Raw genomic sequence first — 18,869 nt, forward strand, 5'->3', positions numbered from 1 at the left:
ATGAACCTGGCCGTAGAGACCGCCTCCGCCGTCCCCGCCTGGCAGGACACCACCCGCGACCCGGGCGCGCGGGCCGACGCCCTGATCGCCGCCATGACCCTCCGGGAGAAGATCGCCCAGCTCTTCGGCGTCTGGGTCGGCGCCTCCGACGAGGGCGGCGAGGTCGCCCCTTACCAGCACGAGATGGAGGAACCGCCCGCCCTCGACACCCTGCTGCCGCACGGACTCGGACAGCTCACCCGCCCGTTCGGCACCGCCCCCGTCGACCCGGCCACCGGCGCGCTCTCGCTGATGCGCACCCAGCAGCGGATCGCCGCCGCCAACCGCTTCGGCATCCCGGCCGTCGCCCACGAGGAGTGCCTGGCCGGCTTCGCCGCCTGGAAGGCCACCGCCTACCCCGTGCCGCTCGCCTGGGGCGCAGCCTTCGACCCCGCGCTGGTCCGCCGGATGGCCGCCGCGATCGGCCGCGACATGCGCGCGGTCGGCGTCCACCAGGGCCTCGCCCCCGTCCTGGACGTCGTCCGCGACGCCCGCTGGGGCCGCGTCGAGGAGACCATCGGCGAGGACCCGTACCTGGTCGGCACCGTCGGCACCGCCTACGTGCAGGGCCTGGAGTCCGCCGGGATCGTCGCCACCCTCAAGCACTTCGCCGGCTACTCGGCCTCCCGGGCCGGCCGCAACCTCGCCCCCGTCGGCATGGGCGCCCGCGAACGCGCCGACGTCATCCTGCCGCCGTTCGAGATGGCCGTCCGCGAGGGCGGCGCCCGCTCGGTGATGCACGCCTACACCGACACCGACGGCGTGCCCTCCGCGGCCGACGACCGGCTGCTCACCGAACTCCTCCGCGACACCTGGGGATTCACCGGCACGGTGGTCGCCGACTACTTCGGCATCGGCTTCCTGCGGACCCTGCACGGCATCGCCGGCGACTGGGCGGAGGCCGCCGGCGCCGCCCTCGCCGCCGGCGTCGACGTCGAACTGCCCACCGTGAAGACCTTCGGCGAACCGCTCGTCGAGGCGATCACCACCGGCCGGCTGCCCGAGCGACTGGTCGACCGGGCACTGCGCCGCGTCCTCGTCCAGAAGGCCGAACTCGGCCTGCTCGACCCCGACTGGACGCCCGTCCCGGCCGTCCTCGCCGGCGCCGACCTCACCGACCCGGCCGCGCTGCGCGGCACCGTCGACCTCGACCCGGCCGGCAACCGCGAACTCGCCCGCGAGCTCGCCGAACGGTCCGTCGTCCTGCTCCGCAACGACGGCACCCTGCCGCTGGCCCGGCCCGCCCGGATCGCCCTGATCGGCCCCAACGCGGACGAGTCCACCGCCGTGCTCGGCTGCTACGCCTTCCCGGTGCACGTCGGCCGCCAGCACCCCGACACCCCGGTCGGGCTGCGGCTGCCCACCCTGCGCGAGGCCCTCGCCGCCGAGTTCGACGGCGCCGAGGTCTTCACCGCCACCGGCACCGGCGTCGACGACGGCAGCACCGCCGGCTTCGCCGAGGCCACCGCGCTGGCCCGCCGCGCCGACGTCGTCGTGCTCGCCCTCGGCGACCGCGCCGGCCTGTTCGGCCGCGGCACCAGCGGCGAGGGCTGCGACGCCGAGTCGCTCGACCTCCCCGGCGCCCAGCAGCAGCTGCTCGACACCCTGCTCGACACCGGCACCCCCGTGGTGGTCGCCCTGCTCGCCGGCCGGCCCTACGCGCTCGGCCGCGCCGTGGACGAGGCCGCCGCGATCGTGCAGACCTTCTTCCCCGGCGAGGAGGGCACCGGCGCGCTCGCCGGCGTGCTCAGCGGTCGGGTCGAGCCGTCCGGCCGGCTGCCCGTCAGCGTGCCGCGCCGCCCCGGCGTCCAGCCCTCCTCCTACCTGGCCGCCCGGCTCGCCGGACCCACCGACGTGTCCAGCACCGACCCGACCCCGGCGTACGGCTTCGGCCACGGCCTGACCTACACAACCTTCGCCTGGTCCGACCTCGCCGTCGGGACGGGACGGACGGACACCGCCGGCGAGTTCCGGCTCTCCTTCACCGTCCGCAACACCGGCGGGCGGCCCGGCACCGAGGTCGTCCAGCTCTACCTGCACGACCCGGTCGCCTCCGTGGTGCAGCCCGTCCAGCGCCTCGTCGGCTACCTGCGGGTGCCGCTCGGCCCCGGCGAGCAGTGCCGGATCACCGCGACCGTCCCCGCCGAACTGGCCTCCTTCACCGGCCGGGACGGCCGCCGGATCGTCGAACCCGGTGCCCTGGAGCTCCGCCTCGCCGCCTCCAGCACCGATCCGCGGCTCACCGCCGAGGTCGAGCTCACCGGTCCCGTCCGCACGGTCGACCACACCCGCCGGCTGCACCCCGTCCTCGACGTCCTCGACGTCCTCGACGGGCGGTAGCCGCCCCCGGACCCCACCTGTCCCGGCCCCATGCACTCCGGTACCGCTTCGCCGGAGTGCGGCGGCCGAGGCCGGGGCAGGTGGACCCCGACCGCAGGAACCACCGGCCGAAGGAGCCGACGTTGTACACCGACCTGCCCGAGGACGACCTCCGCTCGTACCGCAGCGCCCAGACCGCGCCCGCCGACTTCGACGCCTTCTGGCGGAAGACCCTCGACGAGGCCCGTGCCGCGGGCGGCGACACCGCCGCCGTCCCCGTGCCGACCGGCCTCACCACCGTCGACACCTTCGACGTGACCTTCCCCGGGTACGCCGGCGAGCCCGTCCGGGCCTGGCTGCGGCTGCCCCGCGGCGTCGACGGCCCGCTGCCCGCCGTCGTCCAGTACGTCGGCTACGGCGGCGGCCGCGGCCACGTCCTGGAGAACCTCGTCTGGGCCTCCGCCGGCTTCGCCCACCTGCAGATGGACACCCGCGGCCAGGGCTCGGTGTGGAGCCGCGGCGACACCCCCGACTCCGGGCCGGCCGGACCGCAGGTGCCCGGCGTGATGACCCGCGGCATCGAGGACCCGCACGACTACTACTACCGGCGGCTGTTCACCGACGCCGTCCGCGCCGTGGACGCCGTCCGCACGCTGCCGCAGGTGGACCCGGACCGGGTCGCCGTCCTCGGCAACAGCCAGGGCGGCGGCACCGCCCTCGCCGCGGCCGGACTCGTCCCCGACCTCGCCGCGGTGGTCGCCCACGTGCCCTTCCTCTGCGACTTCCCGAGGGCCGTGGTCGTCACCGACGCCCACCCCTTCCGGGAGATCGCCGACTACCTGTCCGTCCACCGCGGCAGCGCCGAGCAGGTGCACCGCACCCTCTCGTACGTGGACGGCGTGCTCTTCGCCGCCCGCGCCACCGCCCCGGCCCGGTTCTCCGCCGCACTCATGGACCAGGTCGTCCCGCCGTCCACCGTGTTCGCCGCCCACAACGCCTACGCCGGACCGAAGGAGATCGACGTCTGGCGCTACAACGGCCACGAGGCCGGCGGCCCGGACGACGACGCGGCCGCCCTCCGCTTCCTCCGCCGCCACCTCGGCGCCTAGGAACCGCCCTCGAAGGGTGCGGGACGCCTCACAGGGCCGAACGGACGGCGAGGGGCGCGTGGGGAGGTACCCCCACGCGCCCCTCGGCCGTCCGTCAGGCCGCGGAAGCCACCGCGCCGGGCGAGGCCGCCGCAGCGGCCTTCGGGTTCAGCAGCCGCTCGGCCAGGTGGCCGAAGATCAGGCCGAAGCCCAGCCACAGCGTGGCCTGCACGGCGAGCGTCGCCAGCCGGAACTGCCACAGCAGGGTCGCCGAGAACTCCGCCGGTACCTCGTTGAACGACGGCAGGAAGGCGTACGCCAGACCCACCGCCACCGTGAAGCCGGCGAGCGCCACCACCGTGGCGTTCCAGTTGCCCAGCCGCGGAGCGAGCCGTCTGCCGACGATCACCGCGGCGATCGACAGCAGCAGCCCCAGCAGCATCATCAGGAAGTACAGCGTGGTGCGCTGCCCGATGGTGTCCGGATTGCCCACCGCGGGCGGGTTGGCCGGGTACTTGAGGAACGGGACGACGTACAGCGCGACCAGACCGGTGCCGGAGACCAGCATCGCCGTGGCCCGCGGACCGAACCGGCCGATCCGGCCCAGTGCGAAGCAGTACGCCAGCGCGATGATGCCGCCCAGCGCGATGCCGTACACCAGGATGCCGGTGGCGAGGCCGGCCGTGGACTGCAGCGACCGGCTGACCAGCTCCGGCCCCTCCCCGTGCGAGTGGGGCCGGGACTCCTCGAAGGCGATCGCGGCGTCGACCCGCGGCTCACCCAGCAGGTAGGCGACCAGCAGGGCGGGCACGGCTGCGCCCAACCCGCCCAGCATGCCGCGGACGAGGAAGGATCTGACGGGTGTGGAGTTGTTCACGGTTCCCGTCCCGTCAGTGGCAGGGGAAACCGAGCAGGTGGCGGCCGTCGTGCACCCACTCGTGCACGTTCTCGCCGGAGACGAGGGAGACGGCGCCCTGCTCGGCGCCGACGAAGTAGACGAGGGTCATCATCAGGATGCCGAAGAACACCGCCCACGGCAGGATCGCCTTGACGGAGAGCGGTGCGGCGGACTGGCCGACGGGAGAGACGACCGCGGGTGCGGCGGACTGGGCCATGGCAGGAACCTCCTCGGGAACTCGCGTCCCGCTAGACGGTGCACAGGCGACGACACCGGGTCTGACTCACCGACAGTCCCCGCTCCGAGGAGCAGGACCATCGGCTCACAGTGGCGCGACCGTGCCGGAGTCTCACCGGCTTCCGTCGTGCCGTCGCACATCGCCAAGAAGGTACCGTCAGCCGCGGGGCCCGCCAAGGGCGTGCGGACGGCGCATTCACCGCCACGACCGCCCGGCCGCCGCGGCCCCGGCCGGAGAGCGATGGCGATTCGCCTGCCCGGCAAAGGAGTTGTGGGAGGACCGACAGTGCGCGTGACATTGATCTCAGCGGCCATGAGCGAGGCCGCCCGGCAGGCCCGGTTCGACGACGGCGGACCGCTGGACGCCCTCGGACTGCGCGCCGCCGAGGCCGCCGCCGGCACCCTCCGCGCGGACGGGCCCACCCCCGTCGCACCCTCGCCGCGCTGCCGTCGGACCGCGCAGGTGCTCGGCCTGCCCTCGCCCGTCGACGAACCCGCCCTGGCCGGCTGCGACAGCGGCCGTTGGCGCGGCCGGACCCTCGACGAGGTCGCCGCCGCCGAACCCGAGGCCCTCGCCCGCTGGCTCGCCGACCCCGCCGCCGCACCCCACGGCGGTGAACCCCTGCAGGCCCTGCTGGACCGGGTCGCCGGCTGGCTGGCCGCGCTGCCCGGGGACGGGCCGCCGGTGACCGCCGTCGTCGAACCCGACACCGTGCGCGCCGCCGCCGTGCACGCCCTCGGCGCCCCGGCCACCGCCTTCTGGCGGCTCGACGTCCGCCCGCTCACCGCCACGCACCTCACCGGACGCGCCGGCCGCTGGAACCTCCGCTGCGGAGAACCGCTCTGACCCGCCGCCACCCCGGCGCGCCCACCGGCGTCGGTGCCGCACCCTAGGGTGACCCGACATGACGACCCTGATGACCGACGCCGGCCCGGTCGCCCCCGACGCCCCGGTCACCCGCACCGGCGGACTGCCGCTCGCGCCGGCCGGCACCGCCTGGCCGCACTGCGCGACCTGCGGCGGCGCGATGCAGTTCCTCGCCCAGGTCCTGCTCGACGACCTCGGCCGGCACAACGGCGCCGGCGCCGCGGACGGCCGCGCCCTGCTCGCGCTGTTCATGTGCCAGAACGACCCCGGCGGCTGCCAGGAGTGGGACGCCCGCGCCGGCGGCAACCTGGCCCTGCTGCTCCCCGTCGACGGCAGCGGCCCGCTGCCCCTGCCCCCGCTGCCCGACGACCACGACGAGGACGACGGCGACCCCCGGCAGCTCGGCGCCGTCCGCGCCTTCTCCTACCGGCCGGACCCGGGCGGCGACTACGAGGCCGCCCGCCTCGTACGGCGCGGAGCGGCGCCGCTCGGGCAGCTCGGCGGCGAACCCGCCTGGCTCCAGTACGACCAGACGCCCGACTGCCCGTCCTGCGACCGGGCCATGACGATGGCCGTCCAGCTGGAGGAGGGGCCCGACCACCTCACCGCGATGAACTTCGGCAGCGGCAGCGCCTACGCCTTCGCCTGCGAGCCCTGCGGCCGAGCGGCCTTCCTCTGGCAGTGCTGACGCCGGCAGTGCCGGAGCCGCCCGGCGGGCGGTCCGATCGTTCCCGCGCGACCCGCCCCGGGGCGTAGCCTTCCTGCATGGCAGAGAGCAAGGCCCGGACGGCCGGGCCACGGGCGGCGAAGCCGAAGGATCCGGCGGCGAGGCCGAAGAAGCCGGAGTCCCACCTCGGGATGGTGCGGCGGGCCCGGAGGATCAACCGGGAGCTCGCGGAGCAGTACCCGTACGCGCACCCCGAGCTGGACTTCGACAACCCCTTCCAACTGCTGGTGGCCACCGTGCTGTCGGCGCAGACCACCGACCTGCGGGTGAACCAGACCACCCCGGCGCTCTTCGCGAAGTACCCCACCCCGGAGGACATGGCCGCCGCCGTCCCGGAGGAGCTGGAGGAGATCATCCGGCCGACCGGCTTCTTCCGGAACAAGGCGAAGTCGCTGCTCGGCCTCTCCGCCGCGCTGCGCGACGAGTTCGGCGGCGAGGTCCCGGGCCGCCTGGCGGACCTCGTCACCCTGCCCGGAGTCGGCCGCAAGACCGCCAACGTCGTCCTCGGCAACGCCTTCGGCGTCCCCGGCATCACCGTCGACACCCACTTCGGCCGGCTCGTCCGCCGCTTCGGCTGGACGCAGGAGGAGGACCCGGAGAAGGTCGAGGCCGCCGTCGCCGCGATCTTCCCCAAGTCCGAGTGGACGATGCTCTCGCACCGGGTCGTCTTCCACGGCCGGCGCGTCTGCCACTCCCGGAAGCCGGCCTGCGGCGCCTGCCCGATCACCGCACTCTGCCCCTCCTTCGGAGCCGGCGAGACCGACCCGGAGAAGGCCGCCAAGCTGCTCAAGTACGAGCTGGCCGGCAAGCCCGGGCAGCGGCTGCGCCCGCCGGCCGACTTCCCCGGGGAGGCCGCGGCCCGTGCCGAGGCCGACGCCCACGACGGCGAGGTCGCGGACATGGCGGTCGCCGGATGACCGTCGCCATCGAACGGGACGGCCTGCCCGAGTGGCTGCTGCCCGTCCGCGCCGCCGCCGAGACCGTCCTGCCCGAGCAGCTCAGCCGCTTCCTGCCGCCCGCCTCCGGCGGCCGGCCGTCCGCGGTGCTGATGCTCTTCGGCCACGGCGAGACCGGACCGGACCTGCTGCTGATCGAACGGGCCCGCTCGCTGCGGTCGCACGCCGGACAGCCGTCCTTCCCCGGCGGCGCGCTCGACCCGGAGGACGGCGACCCGGCCGGCCCCGGCCCGGTCGCCGCGGCGCTGCGCGAGGCCGAGGAGGAGACCGGCCTCGACCCGGCGGGGGTGCAGGTCTTCGCGACCCTGCCCGCGCTGTACATCCCGGTCTCCGGCTTCGTGGTGACCACCGTGCTGGGCTGGTGGCGCCGGGAGACCCCGGTCGGGCCGGTCGACCCGGCGGAGACCGGCGCGGTCTTCCGGGTGCCGCTGACCGACCTCACCGACCCGGCGAACCGGGCCCGGCTGCGCCATCCGTCCGGGCACGTCGGCCCGGCCTTCGAGGTGGCCGGCCGGCTGGTCTGGGGCTTCACCGCGGGCGTGATCGACCGGGTGCTGCACTACAGCGGGCTGGAACGTCCGTGGGACGTCCGGCGTACCCTGACCCTCTCCGAGGAGGCGCTGAACCTCACCGGAGCCGACCGGCAGCACGACAGGGGATCGCCCGCACCGCGCTGAGCCGCCGGGCCCGGTGGCCCGTGGCGGCGCAGGGCTCCGTCCATGGGAGGGTATCGGGGTGAATGTCCTGGATCTGCTGTTGATCGCCGCCGCGGTGGGCTTCGCCGTGTCCGGCTACCGGCAGGGCTTCGTGGTGGGCGTGCTCTCCGTCCTCGGGTTCCTCGGCGGCGGCCTGATCGCCGTCCAACTGCTGCCGCTGCTGCTGCGCCGGCTCGGCCCGGGCACCACGGCCTCGGTGGTCGCGGTCGTGGTGGTGATCGTGTTCGCCGCGGTGGGCCAGGCGGTCACCACGCACTTCGGCTGGAAGCTGCGCGGCCGGATCGGCAGGGGCCGGGCGAAGACCATGGACGCGATCGGCGGCTCGGTGGTCAACGTCATCTCGATGCTGCTGGTGGCCTGGCTGATCGGCTCGGCGCTGGCCGGCACCTCGCTGCCCACCGTCTCCAAGCAGGTCCGCACCTCCGCGGTGCTCTCCACGGTGCAGGGCGTGCTGCCCTCGGACGCGCCGAACTGGTTCTCCGACTTCAGCAAGGAACTGGCCCGCAACGGCTTCCCGCAGGTCTTCAACCCCTTCGAGCACGAGCCGATCACCGAGGTCGAGGCGCCGGACCCGGCGCTGGCCGGCAGCGAGGCCGTCCAGCGGGCCCGGCAGAGCCTGGTGAAGGTGGTCGGCACCGCGCCGTCCTGCGGCAAGACCCTGGAGGGCAGCGGCTTCGTCTTCGCCCCGCACCGGGTGATGACCAACGCGCACGTGGTCGGCGGCGTCGACGAGCCCACCGTGCAGGTCGGCGGCACCGGCCGGGTCTACGACGCGACGGTGGTCCGGTACGACTGGCAGCGCGACATCGCCGTGCTGGACGTCCCGAAGCTGAACGCCCCGGCGCTCTCCTTCGCCGGCGAGGCGCGCACCAACGACTCCGCGATCGTCGCGGGCTTCCCGGAGAACGGCTCGTTCAACGTCCAGCCCGCCCGCATCCGCGGCCGGATCCAGGCCAACGGGCCGGACATCTACCACCGCGGCCAGGTCGTCCGCGACGTGTACTCGGTGCGCTCCCTCGTCCGCCAGGGCAACAGCGGCGGCCCGCTGCTCAGCCCGAACGGCGAGGTGTACGGCGTGGTCTTCGCCAAGTCGCTGGACAGCGCCGACACCGGCTACGTGCTCACCGCCGCCGAGGTGCTCCAGGACGCCACGCTGGGCGAGGGCGCCACCGCCAGGGTGGACACCGAGGGCTGCGCGCTCTGAGGGCCCGCCCGGGCGCCGCCGGTGCCCGGGTCAGCCCTCGCGGCGCAGCCGGGCGCCCACCCAGCGGGCCCGCCGGCCCAGGATGCGGGGGATGCCGAGCCCGTGCGCCCACGTGCCGTCCGATGGTCCTGGGGTGCCTCCCCGGCGCCGGTCGGACTGGTGGGACTGGCTCTGCGAGCTGCTGCTCCCACGACGGCGTCGGCGCGGTGCGGCATCGCGATCGGGCATCCAGGTCATACCGGGAGGATGCCCCTGGGCCAGGAGGAGTAACCGCCTCCGGACTGCCCACCTGGCTTATGCGACTGTCATATGAGTGATGGTCAGATTTTCGAGTGGGGTGCTCGGTGCGGCTTCCGGGCCCCCTCCCGCGGTGTTCAGTCCTTGTGCTGCCCCACCCAGGCCAGCAGTTCCTCGGTGAACTGCTCGGGGGTCTCCTCGTGCGGGAAGTGCCCCACCCCGGGCAGCAGCCGCCACCGGTACGGCGCCTCCACGTACTCGCCCGCCCCCAGCGCGGTGTGCGCCAGCAGCACCGGATCGGCGGCGCCCTGGACGTGCAGCGTGGGCGCGGTGATCGGCTTCTTCATCCGGCGCGCGAACTGCAGACCGTCCGGACGGGCCATCGACCGCATCAGCCACCGGTACGGCTCGATCGAGCAGTGCGCCGTGGACGGGATCCGGATCGCCTGCCGGTACGCCTCGACGGCCTCCGGCTCGATGCCGTTCGGGCCCGTCCAGGCCTGCAGGTACTCGGCGACCAGCGCGGCGTCGTCCGCGACCAGCCGCCGCTCCGGGATCCACGGCCGCTGGAAGCCCAGCACGTGCTCGAAGGCGGCGATCTGGCGCCGGTCGGTGAGCAGGGCGCGGCGCAGGTGCCGCGGGTGCGCCGCCGACACGACGGTCAGGCTGCGGATCACCGACGGCCGCATCACCGCCGCCACCCAGGCCAGCGCACCGCCGCTGGCGTGGCCCACGAGATGGGCGTGCCGCTCGCCCAGCGACCGGATCACGCCGGTGATGTCCAGCGCCAGGTTGGCCGGGTCGTAGCCGCGCGGCGTGCGGTCGCTGCCGCCGATGCCGCGCAGGTCCAGGGCGACGGCGCGGTACCCGGCCTCGGCGAGCGCGGTGATCTGGTGGCGCCAGGCCCACCAGTACTCCGGCCAGCCGTGCACCAGCAGCACCAGCGGGCCGTCACCGGCCTCGGCGATGTGGAAGCGGGCCCCGTTGGCGGCCAGGTCGCGGTGCGTCCAGGGCCCCGGCGAGCGGACGCTCCAGGGGGCTCCGGCGCCCGCGGGGTCCCCGGCGGAGGGGGACACGGGCCGGCCCGCGGCGGGCCGGGAGGTCCCGGGACGGGGCTCGACGGGCTTCGCGGGCACGGGCTTCTGGTCCAACGGCATACCGAGAGCCTGTCATACGCGTGCTACGAACACGTCTCCGGCACTCGCGTCGCTCCGCAACGATCCGGAACGGACCGTCGGCGGACACCGGGCCGGACCGTCCGGCGGCCGCCGGTCCGGGTCGCCCGGCGGGCAGCGGTGCGGGACGCCCGCGGGTCAGGAGATCCGGCCGAGCGCCCGGTCGATCTCCTCCTTGGTGGCCGGCCGCGGGCGCGCGTTCTTCAGCACGTCCGCGGTGGCCTGGGCGCCCTCGATCGTCCGGTGCGGCTTCTCGATCTTCTTGAACGAGCGCATCGCCAGCAGACCGAGCAGCGCGGCCAGCAGCAGGTAGGCGCCGCCGACGATCAGGAAGGACCAGCCGAGCGTCAGCCCGAGCGCCTGCAGGCCGTACGCCGCGGCGAAGCTCAGCATCGGGACGGACGCCAGCGCCACCACACCGGCGACCGAGAAGGAGACGCCGCCGGTCACACCGCGCTTGACGTCCGCCCGGATCTCCGCCTTCGCCAGCGCGATCTCGTCGTGCACCAGCGCGGAGAGGTCGTTGGTCGCCGCCGCGAACAGCTCGCCGATGGAACGCTCGCCCTCGTAGGGGGCCCGGCCTGCGGTTCCTGCGGACATCGGCGGTTCTCCTTCGCGGCGGCTGCACTCGTTCGACAGCTCAGCATCATGCCTCGCCCGGCAGTCCGCACACCACTCCGGCCCCCGGTCGGCGGCGTGTCAGGAGACTGCGCGTCAGGTCGGCCGCCCGTAGACGTCCGGGACGCCGTCGTGGTCGGAGTCCGCGTTCTCCTCCTCGTACAGCAGGCGGTAGTGCCGGGTGCGGAGCTTCAGCAGGACGGTCGCGAAGACCGCGCACAGCACCGAACCCGTCAGCACGGCCTCCTTGGACTGCTCGGCCAGCGTGTGGTCGTCGGGGAAGGCCAGCTCGCTGATCAGCAGCGAGACGGTGAAGCCGATGCCGGCGAGGGTCGAGAGTGCGAACACGTCCCCCCAGCCGAGCTGCGGATTGAGCTCCGCCCGGGTGTAGCGCGCCGCCAGCCAGGTGCCGCCGAACACCCCGACCGACTTGCCCACCACCAGGCCGAGCACCACGCCGAGCGGGGTCGCCTCCGTGAACACCTCGGCGAGCGCCTTGCCCGACACCGGCACCCCGGCCGCGAAGAGCGCGAACAACGGCACCGCGACACCCGCCGACAGCGGCCGCACCAGGTGCTCGACGTGCTCGCCGGGGGACTGCTCCTCGCCCGGCCGGGTGCGGCAGCGCAGCAGCATGCCCATCGCCACGCCGGCGACCGTCGCGTGCACCCCGCTCTCGTGCATCAGCGCCCAGATCACCAGCGCCAGCGGCACGTAGACGTACCAGCCGTGCACCTCGCGGCGGTTCAGCAGCCAGAACAGCACCAGCCCGGCCAGCGAGAGGCCCAGCGCCCAGAACTTGATCTCCGAGGTGTAGAAGACCGCGATGATCAGGATCGCGATCAGGTCGTCCACCACCGCGAGCGTGAGCAGGAAGGCCCGCAGCGCCGACGGCAGCTGACTGCCCACCACCGCCAGCACGCCGAGCGCGAAGGCGATGTCCGTCGCGGTCGGGATCGCCCATCCGCCGGGGTGGCCGCCGGGCGCGAGGTTCACCAGGGTGTAGACGACCGCGGGCAGCACCACCCCGCTCACCGCAGCGGTCACCGGCAGCAGGGCCGCGCTCGGCGACTGCAGCTCGCCCGAGGTGAACTCGCGCTTGAGCTCGATGCCCGCCACGAAGAAGAAGATCGCCAGCAGCCCGTCGGCGGCCCAGGTCTCCACGGTCAGGTCCAGGTGCAGCGGCGTCGACGGCCCGATCGTGTACCCGCTCACGGACGCGTAGGAGGCCGGCCAGACGTTGGCCCACACGAGTGCGGCGACCGCGGCGACGAGCAGCAGCACACCGCCGACCGTCTCGGTCCGCAGCGCGTCCAGGATGATCCGCCGCTCGGGCAGCGGCAGCAGGCCGAGGAACATCCGGCGCTGCCCGTCCCGGGAGGACCGGTCCGACGGGGACCGACGGTCGGGCACAGGCGGCTGGTCGGGCGCGGGCGGTGTGGCCACGGCGGGACCTCCTGGGGCTGGGACGGGCGGTCTCCCCGTACGGGGGACACCTGTCGTACGGATGCCGACCAGACTTCCCGGCGCGCCTCGGAGCGGTCCTGACGCCCCACCGCATTCTACGGAGTGCGCGACGGCGGCGGATCGGCCGCAGTCTATGCACGTCGGCGCCGGCCGCCCGGCGACGCGACCGGGCCCGCAGGGGCCGCCGGACACCGTCCCCCGGACGGCGTGCGACGGGATGCGTGAACCGCGGCCCGTCCTTATGGTCGGCACCCTGCTGCACCCGCCAGGGCGGCACGGACGCGGCCGTTGACGCCACCCACGGCTCGGCCCTGCGCTTCACGGCGTACGCCGGATTCGGCCCTGTGGCCGCGGCCGTCCTGGTCGCGATGGGCAACACCCTGCCGACCACTCGCCTGGGCTTCGTCCGGACCGCGCACACGACGCTCCGCGCCCCGCGCGGCAGCTGACCGGACGTCGGCCACGCCCCCGAACACGCCGAAGGCCGGCGCCCCGCGGGAGCGGGGAGCCGGCCCTCGGCGGTGCGTCAGTCCTCGCTCGGGGCGGAGGGCAGCTGGGCCTGGATGAGGTTCATCACCGAGGAGTCGGCGAGCGTGGTGACGTCACCGATCTCGCGGTTCTCCGCGACGTCGCGCAGCAGACGGCGCATGATCTTGCCGGAGCGGGTCTTGGGGAGCTCGTTGACCAGCAGGATCCGCTTGGGCTTGGCGATCGGGCCGAGCGTGCGGCCGACGTGGTTGCGCAGGTCGGCGACCAGGTCGTCGCCGGCCTCGGCGGTGCCGCGCAGGATGACGAAGGCCACGATGGCCTGGCCCGTGGTGGCGTCGGTGGCGCCGACCACGGCCGACTCGGCGACGGCCGGGTGCGAGACCAGCGCGGACTCGACCTCGGTGGTCGAGATGTTGTGACCGGAGACCAGCATGACGTCGTCGACCCGGCCGAGCAGCCAGATGTCGCCGTCCTCGTCCTTCTTCGCGCCGTCACCGGCGAAGTACCGGCCCTCGAAGCGGGACCAGTAGGTGTCCAGGTAGCGCTGGTCGTCGCCCCAGACGGTGCGGAGCATGGACGGCCACGGCTCGGTGAGCACCAGGTAGCCGCCGGAGCCGTTGGGGACCTCGCGGGCCTCGTCGTCGACCACGGTCGCGGCGATGCCGGGCAGCGCGCGCTGGGCGGAGCCGGGCTTGGTCTCGGTGACGCCGGGCAGCGGGCTGATCATGATGGCGCCCGTCTCGGTCTGCCACCAGGTGTCCACGATCGGGCAGCGGCCGCCGCCGATGTGCTCGCGGTACCAGACCCACGCCTCGGGGTTGATCGGCTCGCCGACGCTGCCGAGCACCCGCAGGCTGGACAGGTCGAACTTGGCGGGGATGTCGTCGCCCCACTTCATGAAGGTGCGGATCGCGGTCGGCGCGGTGTAGAGGATCGTCACGCCGTACTTCTGCACGATCTCCCAGAACCGGCCCTGGTGCGGGGTGTCCGGGGTGCCCTCGTAGATGACCTGGGTGGCGCCGTTGGCGAGCGGCCCGTAGACGATGTACGAGTGCCCGGTGACCCAGCCGATGTCGGCCGTGCACCAGTACACGTCGGTCTCCGGCTTGAGGTCGAAGACGGCGTGGTGGGTGTAGGAGGCCTGGGTGAGGTAGCCGCCGGTGGTGTGCAGGATGCCCTTCGGCTTACCCGTGGTGCCCGAGGTGTAGAGGATGAACAGCGGGTGCTCGGCCTCGTGGCCCTCGGGGGTGTGCTCGGCGGACTGACGGTCGACGACCTCGTGCCACCAGACGTCGCGGCCCTCGGTGAAGGCGGTGTCCTGGCCGGTGCGGCGCACCACGAGCACGTGCTCGACGCCGGGGCAGCGGTCGAGCGCCTCGTCGATGGCCGGCTTGAGGGCGGACGGCTTGCCGCGGCGGTGCCCGCCGTCGGCGGTGATGACGAGCTTGGCGTCGGCGTCCTGGATGCGGGAGGCGACGGCGTCGGCGGAGAAGCCGCCGAAGACCACGGAGTGGGTCGCGCCGATCCGGGCGCAGGCGAGCATCGAGACGACGGCCTCGGGGATCATCGGGAGATAGATCGCGACCCGGTCACCCTTGGCGACGCCGAGTTCGAGCAGCGCGTTCGCGGCCCGGGAGACCTCGTCCTTCAGGTCGGCGTAGGTGATGGTGCGGGTGTCGCCGCCCTCGCCCTCGAAGTGGATCGCGACCCGGTCGCCGAGGCCGGCCTCGACGTGCCGGTCGACGCAGTTGTACGCGACGTTGATCCGGCCGTCGGCGAACCACTTCGCGAACGGCGGGTTGCTCCAGTCCAGGGTCTCGGTCGGCTCGACGGACCAGGTGAGGCGGCGGGCCTGCTCCGCCCAGAAGGCGAGCCGGTCCTCCGAGGCCTGCCCGTAGGCGTCCGCGGTCACGTTCGCGGACGCGGCCAGCGCGGCCGGCGGCGCGAAGCGGCGCTCCTCCTTCAGCAGATTGGCCAGGCTCTCGTTGCTCAACGCGTACTCCTCATCGAGTCTCATCTGCCGGGTGATCCCCTGCGGGATTGTCCCGTGTGTCCCAGCACACAGCTCACCAGGCGAACGGGTGTGTTGACAAGAGCCTCCCGAGAATTGGTGTAGACCTTTGACGTGCCGCCGCCGACCGGCCCACCTGCCCGGCGAGCCCGGAGGTGGACGCGGGCCGGGTGCCGGAGGGCGCGCGGAGGGCGCGCGGGTGAACTCCGGTCGGCCGGCCCCGGAGGTGCGGCGGACGGGCGGGTGTCCGACCGGTGGCTCAGGTGCTGGGCGCCGGATGCCGGGTGTCGGTTCCGGGCGCGGCGCGGAGTGCCCGGTGAAGGGCGCGAGAGGTGCGGAGTGCGCCGGGTGGGCCGATCCGCACGGCGAGCGGTGCCGCGGATCGGTAGGGGTGCGCAGGGTGCCTGCTGTGCCTGATGCCCGGGCGGCTGCCGGGGCGGCGTGCGGGGTGTCGGCGGCCGATGCGTACGGGGACGGGCCCCTGCGGCACACCGTCGGCCGCGGAACCGACCGTGCAGGACCACTTGACGACCTGCCGCATCGGTACTCCACTGACCAGGCGGGCCTGCGGCATCTGCTGCGGGCCCGACCAACGGCGCACCCCTCATGCGACGGAGGTCGGAGTCATGCCGGCCACACCTCCTCCCTCTTCTTCCTCCTCATCCGCCGTGCCCCTGCCCGGTGACTTCGCCGTCGTCCGCATGGACGGCCACGTCGGTCGGCTCATCCGGTTCGGCCAGTGGCTCAACGGAGACGGCTTCGCCGACTACGAGCACGCCTTCGTCTTCGTGGGCGAGGGGCAACTGGTCGAGGCGCAGCCCGGCGGGGCCGAACTGCGCCCCCTCTCCGTGTACGCCGGCAGCCCGGCGCGCTGGTCCACCGGCAGGTACGCCCTGACGGATGCCCAGCGGGCGGCCGTCGTCACTGCCGCCCGCTGGTACATCGGCGTTCCCTACAGCGCAGCCGACTACTTCGCGCTGGCCGCCCACCGCTTCCGGCTGCCCATCGGTCCGCTGATCAAGGGCTACGTGGCGAGCAGCCGCCACATGATCTGCTCCCAGCTGGTCGACCAGTGCTACCTGGACGCCGGTGTCCACCTGTTCTCGGACGGCCGGTGGCCCGGGTACGTCACGCCGGCGGACCTGGCGGAGCTGCTGTCCTGACGGCTGCCCGTACGTGGCCGCCCGTCCGCGGGGTGGCGTGGACGACGGGCTGCGGAGGCCACGGGCGGTCCGGCCGGGCCGTACCCGGCCGGCTGCGCCGACGGATGTCAGGCCGTCACGGGTGTTCGTTCCCGGAGCGGTTCGCTGCACCGTTCGGCGGACACCGGGGCGAAGCGCCCGGTGCCGTTGTCCAGTACGTACGCCTGGGCGGTCGCGAAGTCGAAGTACATCCCGACCAGGCGCAGAGTGCCGGCGGCGACCCGGCGTTCGACCGCGGGGTTGGCCATCAGCTGGTCGAGTTGCTGGACGACGTTGGTGATGCAGAGCTCCTCGACCGGGTCGACGGCGGGCCGGTCGGCGAAGCGGGTGGGTGCGCGCCTGGACCGGGCGAGCGAGCCGCGGCCGTTGCGCAGCCAGCGCGCGAGCGGGGTCGGCGTGCCGGGTTGCTCGTGGACGCCGTCCAGCAGGGCCTTCATCGCCCCGCAGCCGGAGTGCCCGCAGACCGTGATCGAGCCGACCTCCAGCACCTCGACCGCGTACTGCACGGCGGCCGCCACCGAGTCGTCCGCGGCGCCCGGTTCGTGGGGGGCGGGCACCAGGTTGCCCACGTTCCGCACCGTGAAGAGGTCGCCGGGCCCACTACTGGTGATCATGCTGGTGACCATGCGGGAGTCGGCGCAGGTGAGGAACAGCTGGGAGGGCGTCTGGCCCTCGCGGGCGAGCCGGGCCAGTTCCTGACGGACCAGCGGTGCGGTGTGCTCCTGGAATCCGCGTACGCCGTCGAGCAGTCGGCCGTGCGCGTCGTCGCCGTCCTGCTCGATGCTGTGGTGGCCCATCCACGGCGTCCAGGCGCGGAACTGCTGCGAGCCCGCGGCCGGATCCGGGTCCATCGTGCCGTCGGGGTCGAGCGCCGCTTGCTGGCCGTGCTGGTCCGTCACCATCGCGACCCGCCCGCCCGCGGCCTGGTGCATGGCCCGCCAGGTGTGCAGCGCCTCGTACGCGGCGTGGTCGAGGAACGAGCCGTCGTGGTGGACGGTGACCGTCGCGCCGGTCGGGATCCGGGCGAGCGTGCGGCTGAGCCGGGGGACGGCGGCGAAGGTGAGGGGGCCGTGCGTCCGGACGCGGTGGGTGCCGTCCGGCTCGGCGGTGACGTCCACGCGCGCACGGGTCAGCCGGTGGAGGGCGAGCAGGCCGGCGACCGTTCCGCCCAGCAGCACGCCGAGCGGGACGCCCAGGCCGACCACGCCGAGCACGGTCACCAGGTAGACCGGGAACTCGCGGTGCCGGTGGATGCGCCGGATGTGCGCGAAGCTGACCATCTGCACGCCCACGACGAGCACCAGGGCGGCCAGTGCGGCGAGCGGGATGCGGCGCAGTCCGCCGGCCAGGGCCAGCGCGGCCAGCACCACCCAGCAGCCGTGCAGCACGGCCGACCACCGGGAGGCGGCCCCGGCCTGCACGTTGGCCGTGCTGCGGACGGCACCGCCGGCCACCGGAAGGCCGCCGAGCAGGCCGGAGACCATGTTGGCCAGGCCCTGGCCGCGCAGCTCCCGGTCCAGGTCGCTGGTGGTGTGCGTCATCCGGTCGACCGCGACAGAGGAGAGCAGCGACTCCACCCCGGCGACGGCGGTGACCGTCAGCACCACGGCGAGCAGGGCGGGCCAGTGTTCGGCGAGCAGCCGGCCGCTCGGGGCCGCGGCGAGCGCGTGGTGCTGCCAGCCCGGCAGTTCGACCCGGGCGAGGTGCAGGCCGAGGATGAGCGAGAGGGCGGTGCCCGCGGCCACGGCGACCAGGGCGGCCGGAAGCCGGGCGAGTCGCGCGCCCGTCCGACCGGCGGCGCCGGGGAGCCGGCCGAGGCGCGGCCAGCAGAAGAGCACGGCGACGGCGAGCACGCCGACCGCCAGGGCCGGCAGGTGCGGCCCGGCGAGTTGGTGGGGGAGGGAGAGCAGGTTGGCCAGGGCGGAGCTCTGCGGCGATCCGCCGAGCACGACGTGGAGTTGGGCGAGGGCGATGGTGAGGCCGACGCCCGCCAGCATGCCGTGCACGATCGCGGGCGAGACGGCCAGTGCAGCCCGGGCCACCCGCAGCGAGCCGAGCAGGAGTTGGAGCAACCCGGCCGCGACGGTCACCGCACAGGCGATCTGCCAGCCGTACTGTGCGACCACGCCCGCGGTGATCACGGTGAGGGCGGCTGAGGGGCCGCTGACCTGCAGCGCGGTGCCGCCGAGCAGGCCGGCCACCAGGCCGCCGGCGGCGGCCGCGACGAGGCCCGCGGTCAGCGGGGCCCCTGTCGCGAGGGCGATGCCGAGCGAGAACGGCACCGCGATGAGGAAGACCGCCAGCGAGGCCGGCAGGTCGCGAAGGAGCAGGGAGCGGCCCCTGTCGCCCATCCTGCCGGGGCGGTGCGCGGGCCCGGACGACCGGCCGCCGGACGGCGGTGCGTGGTCGGTGGTGTCCGAGGCGATGGGTGCGGAGGAGATGTCGAGGGTCATGGAGTCCCGTCTTTCCGGGGGAACGTACGCAGTCAGGTCCGGTGGTGGTGCTGTCAGCGGATCGGCTGTCGTGGGTCGCGACGGTTTGGCGGGATGGTGTGGGCGCGGCGGCCTGGCCGCGGGGCCCAAGGACCATCAGTCCGGTCTGCCAAGAATCGGTAAACC

General features: G+C 74.2%; 16 protein-coding genes and 1 riboswitch. Of the genes, 9 read left to right on the forward strand and 7 right to left on the reverse strand.

Features of this window, described 5'->3' with window-relative positions; all coding sequences use genetic code 11:
- Complete coding sequence (locus IE98_RS0125465) at positions 1-2,379, forward strand: glycoside hydrolase family 3 N-terminal domain-containing protein (RefSeq protein ID WP_030272728.1); 2,379 nt, start codon at positions 1-3, stop codon at positions 2,377-2,379.
- A 122-nt stretch (positions 2,380-2,501) separates the two neighbouring features.
- Positions 2,502-3,467: an acetylxylan esterase gene (locus IE98_RS0125470; protein ID WP_030272730.1), complete on the forward strand. Its 966-nt coding sequence runs from the start codon at positions 2,502-2,504 to the stop codon at positions 3,465-3,467.
- 94 nt (positions 3,468-3,561) lie between these two features.
- On the opposite strand, the gene IE98_RS0125475 is transcribed toward IE98_RS0125470, so the two are convergent.
- Together IE98_RS0125475 and IE98_RS0125480 are read right to left on the reverse strand one after the other, a co-directional pair.
- The gene (locus IE98_RS0125475) at positions 3,562-4,323 is read right to left on the reverse strand and encodes a CbtA family protein (RefSeq protein WP_030272732.1); all 762 of its coding nucleotides are present in this window, start codon (positions 4,321-4,323) and stop codon (positions 3,562-3,564) included.
- A 13-nt stretch (positions 4,324-4,336) separates the two neighbouring features.
- On the reverse strand, positions 4,337-4,561 hold the full coding sequence (locus IE98_RS0125480) for a CbtB domain-containing protein (RefSeq protein ID WP_030272734.1): 225 nt from the start codon (positions 4,559-4,561) through the stop codon (positions 4,337-4,339).
- Between the two features lie 33 nt (positions 4,562-4,594).
- A riboswitch (cobalamin riboswitch) is annotated at positions 4,595-4,741 on the reverse strand.
- Positions 4,742-4,873: 132 nt separating this feature from the next.
- Between IE98_RS0125480 and IE98_RS0125485 the strand changes: the two genes are divergently transcribed.
- The 5 genes from IE98_RS0125485 to IE98_RS0125505 all read left to right on the forward strand — a co-directional run bounded on the left by IE98_RS0125485 (position 4,874) and on the right by IE98_RS0125505 (position 9,052).
- Positions 4,874-5,428 (forward strand): histidine phosphatase family protein, encoded by a 555-nt coding sequence (locus tag IE98_RS0125485; RefSeq protein WP_324605796.1) that lies wholly within the window; start codon positions 4,874-4,876, stop codon positions 5,426-5,428.
- Positions 5,429-5,486: 58 nt separating this feature from the next.
- A complete protein-coding gene (locus IE98_RS0125490; protein ID WP_030272738.1) occupies positions 5,487-6,137 on the forward strand; it encodes a hypothetical protein in 651 nt (216 codons plus the stop codon).
- A gap of 77 nt (positions 6,138-6,214) precedes the next feature.
- Positions 6,215-7,093, forward strand: coding sequence for an endonuclease III (gene nth / locus IE98_RS0125495; RefSeq protein WP_063749001.1), 879 nt, complete (start codon positions 6,215-6,217; stop codon positions 7,091-7,093).
- On the forward strand, positions 7,090-7,809 hold the full coding sequence (locus IE98_RS0125500; protein ID WP_043175106.1) for an NUDIX hydrolase: 720 nt from the start codon (positions 7,090-7,092) through the stop codon (positions 7,807-7,809). Before nth ends, IE98_RS0125500 begins: the two co-directional genes overlap by 4 nt.
- Positions 7,810-7,867: 58 nt before the next feature.
- Positions 7,868-9,052, forward strand: a complete 1,185-nt coding sequence (locus tag IE98_RS0125505; protein ID WP_030272744.1) for a MarP family serine protease — start codon at positions 7,868-7,870, stop codon at positions 9,050-9,052.
- A 374-nt stretch (positions 9,053-9,426) separates the two neighbouring features.
- On the opposite strand, the gene IE98_RS0125510 is transcribed toward IE98_RS0125505, so the two are convergent.
- The 3 genes from IE98_RS0125510 to nhaA form a co-directional block, all read right to left on the reverse strand.
- On the reverse strand, positions 9,427-10,446 hold the full coding sequence (locus tag IE98_RS0125510; RefSeq protein ID WP_078661295.1) for an alpha/beta fold hydrolase: 1,020 nt from the start codon (positions 10,444-10,446) through the stop codon (positions 9,427-9,429).
- 156 nt (positions 10,447-10,602) lie between these two features.
- The gene (locus tag IE98_RS0125515) at positions 10,603-11,064 is read right to left on the reverse strand and encodes a phage holin family protein (RefSeq protein ID WP_030272749.1); all 462 of its coding nucleotides are present in this window, start codon (positions 11,062-11,064) and stop codon (positions 10,603-10,605) included.
- Between the two features lie 114 nt (positions 11,065-11,178).
- Positions 11,179-12,441, reverse strand: a complete 1,263-nt coding sequence (nhaA, locus tag IE98_RS0125520; RefSeq protein WP_043175109.1) for a Na+/H+ antiporter NhaA — start codon at positions 12,439-12,441, stop codon at positions 11,179-11,181.
- A gap of 329 nt (positions 12,442-12,770) precedes the next feature.
- On the opposite strand from nhaA, the gene IE98_RS49390 reads away from it, so the two are divergent.
- Positions 12,771-12,998, forward strand: coding sequence for a hypothetical protein (locus IE98_RS49390; RefSeq protein ID WP_159401050.1), 228 nt, complete (start codon positions 12,771-12,773; stop codon positions 12,996-12,998).
- A gap of 77 nt (positions 12,999-13,075) precedes the next feature.
- On the opposite strand, the gene acs is transcribed toward IE98_RS49390, so the two are convergent.
- On the reverse strand, positions 13,076-15,031 hold the full coding sequence (acs, locus tag IE98_RS0125530) for an acetate--CoA ligase (protein WP_030272753.1): 1,956 nt from the start codon (positions 15,029-15,031) through the stop codon (positions 13,076-13,078).
- Positions 15,032-15,717: 686 nt separating this feature from the next.
- Here acs and IE98_RS0125535 point away from each other — a divergent pair.
- Positions 15,718-16,212 (forward strand): hypothetical protein, encoded by a 495-nt coding sequence (locus IE98_RS0125535; protein ID WP_030272755.1) that lies wholly within the window; start codon positions 15,718-15,720, stop codon positions 16,210-16,212.
- Between the two features lie 107 nt (positions 16,213-16,319).
- Here the strand turns inward: IE98_RS0125535 and IE98_RS0125540 are convergent, their stop codons facing one another.
- A complete protein-coding gene (locus IE98_RS0125540) occupies positions 16,320-18,704 on the reverse strand; it encodes a SulP family inorganic anion transporter (protein WP_030272757.1) in 2,385 nt (794 codons plus the stop codon).
- Positions 18,705-18,869 lie beyond the last annotated feature (165 nt).

The organism is Streptomyces sp. NRRL B-24484 (assembly GCF_000717715.1).
Lineage (GTDB): Bacteria > Actinomycetota > Actinomycetes > Streptomycetales > Streptomycetaceae > Kitasatospora.

Coding starts and splice junctions, on each gene's coding strand:
- IE98_RS0125500 (WP_043175106.1), top strand. CDS start 7,090: ATGACCGTCGCCATCGAACGGGACGGCCTGCCCGAGTGGCTGCTGCCC.
- IE98_RS0125490 (WP_030272738.1), top strand. CDS start 5,487: ATGACGACCCTGATGACCGACGCCGGCCCGGTCGCCCCCGACGCCCCG.
- IE98_RS0125540 (WP_030272757.1), bottom strand. CDS start 18,704: ATGACCCTCGACATCTCCTCCGCACCCATCGCCTCGGACACCACCGAC.
- IE98_RS0125480 (WP_030272734.1), bottom strand. CDS start 4,561: ATGGCCCAGTCCGCCGCACCCGCGGTCGTCTCTCCCGTCGGCCAGTCC.
- nth (WP_063749001.1), top strand. CDS start 6,215: ATGGCAGAGAGCAAGGCCCGGACGGCCGGGCCACGGGCGGCGAAGCCG.
- IE98_RS0125515 (WP_030272749.1), bottom strand. CDS start 11,064: ATGTCCGCAGGAACCGCAGGCCGGGCCCCCTACGAGGGCGAGCGTTCC.
- IE98_RS0125465 (WP_030272728.1), top strand. CDS start 1: ATGAACCTGGCCGTAGAGACCGCCTCCGCCGTCCCCGCCTGGCAGGAC.
- IE98_RS0125510 (WP_078661295.1), bottom strand. CDS start 10,446: ATGCCGTTGGACCAGAAGCCCGTGCCCGCGAAGCCCGTCGAGCCCCGT.
- nhaA (WP_043175109.1), bottom strand. CDS start 12,441: ATGTTCCTCGGCCTGCTGCCGCTGCCCGAGCGGCGGATCATCCTGGAC.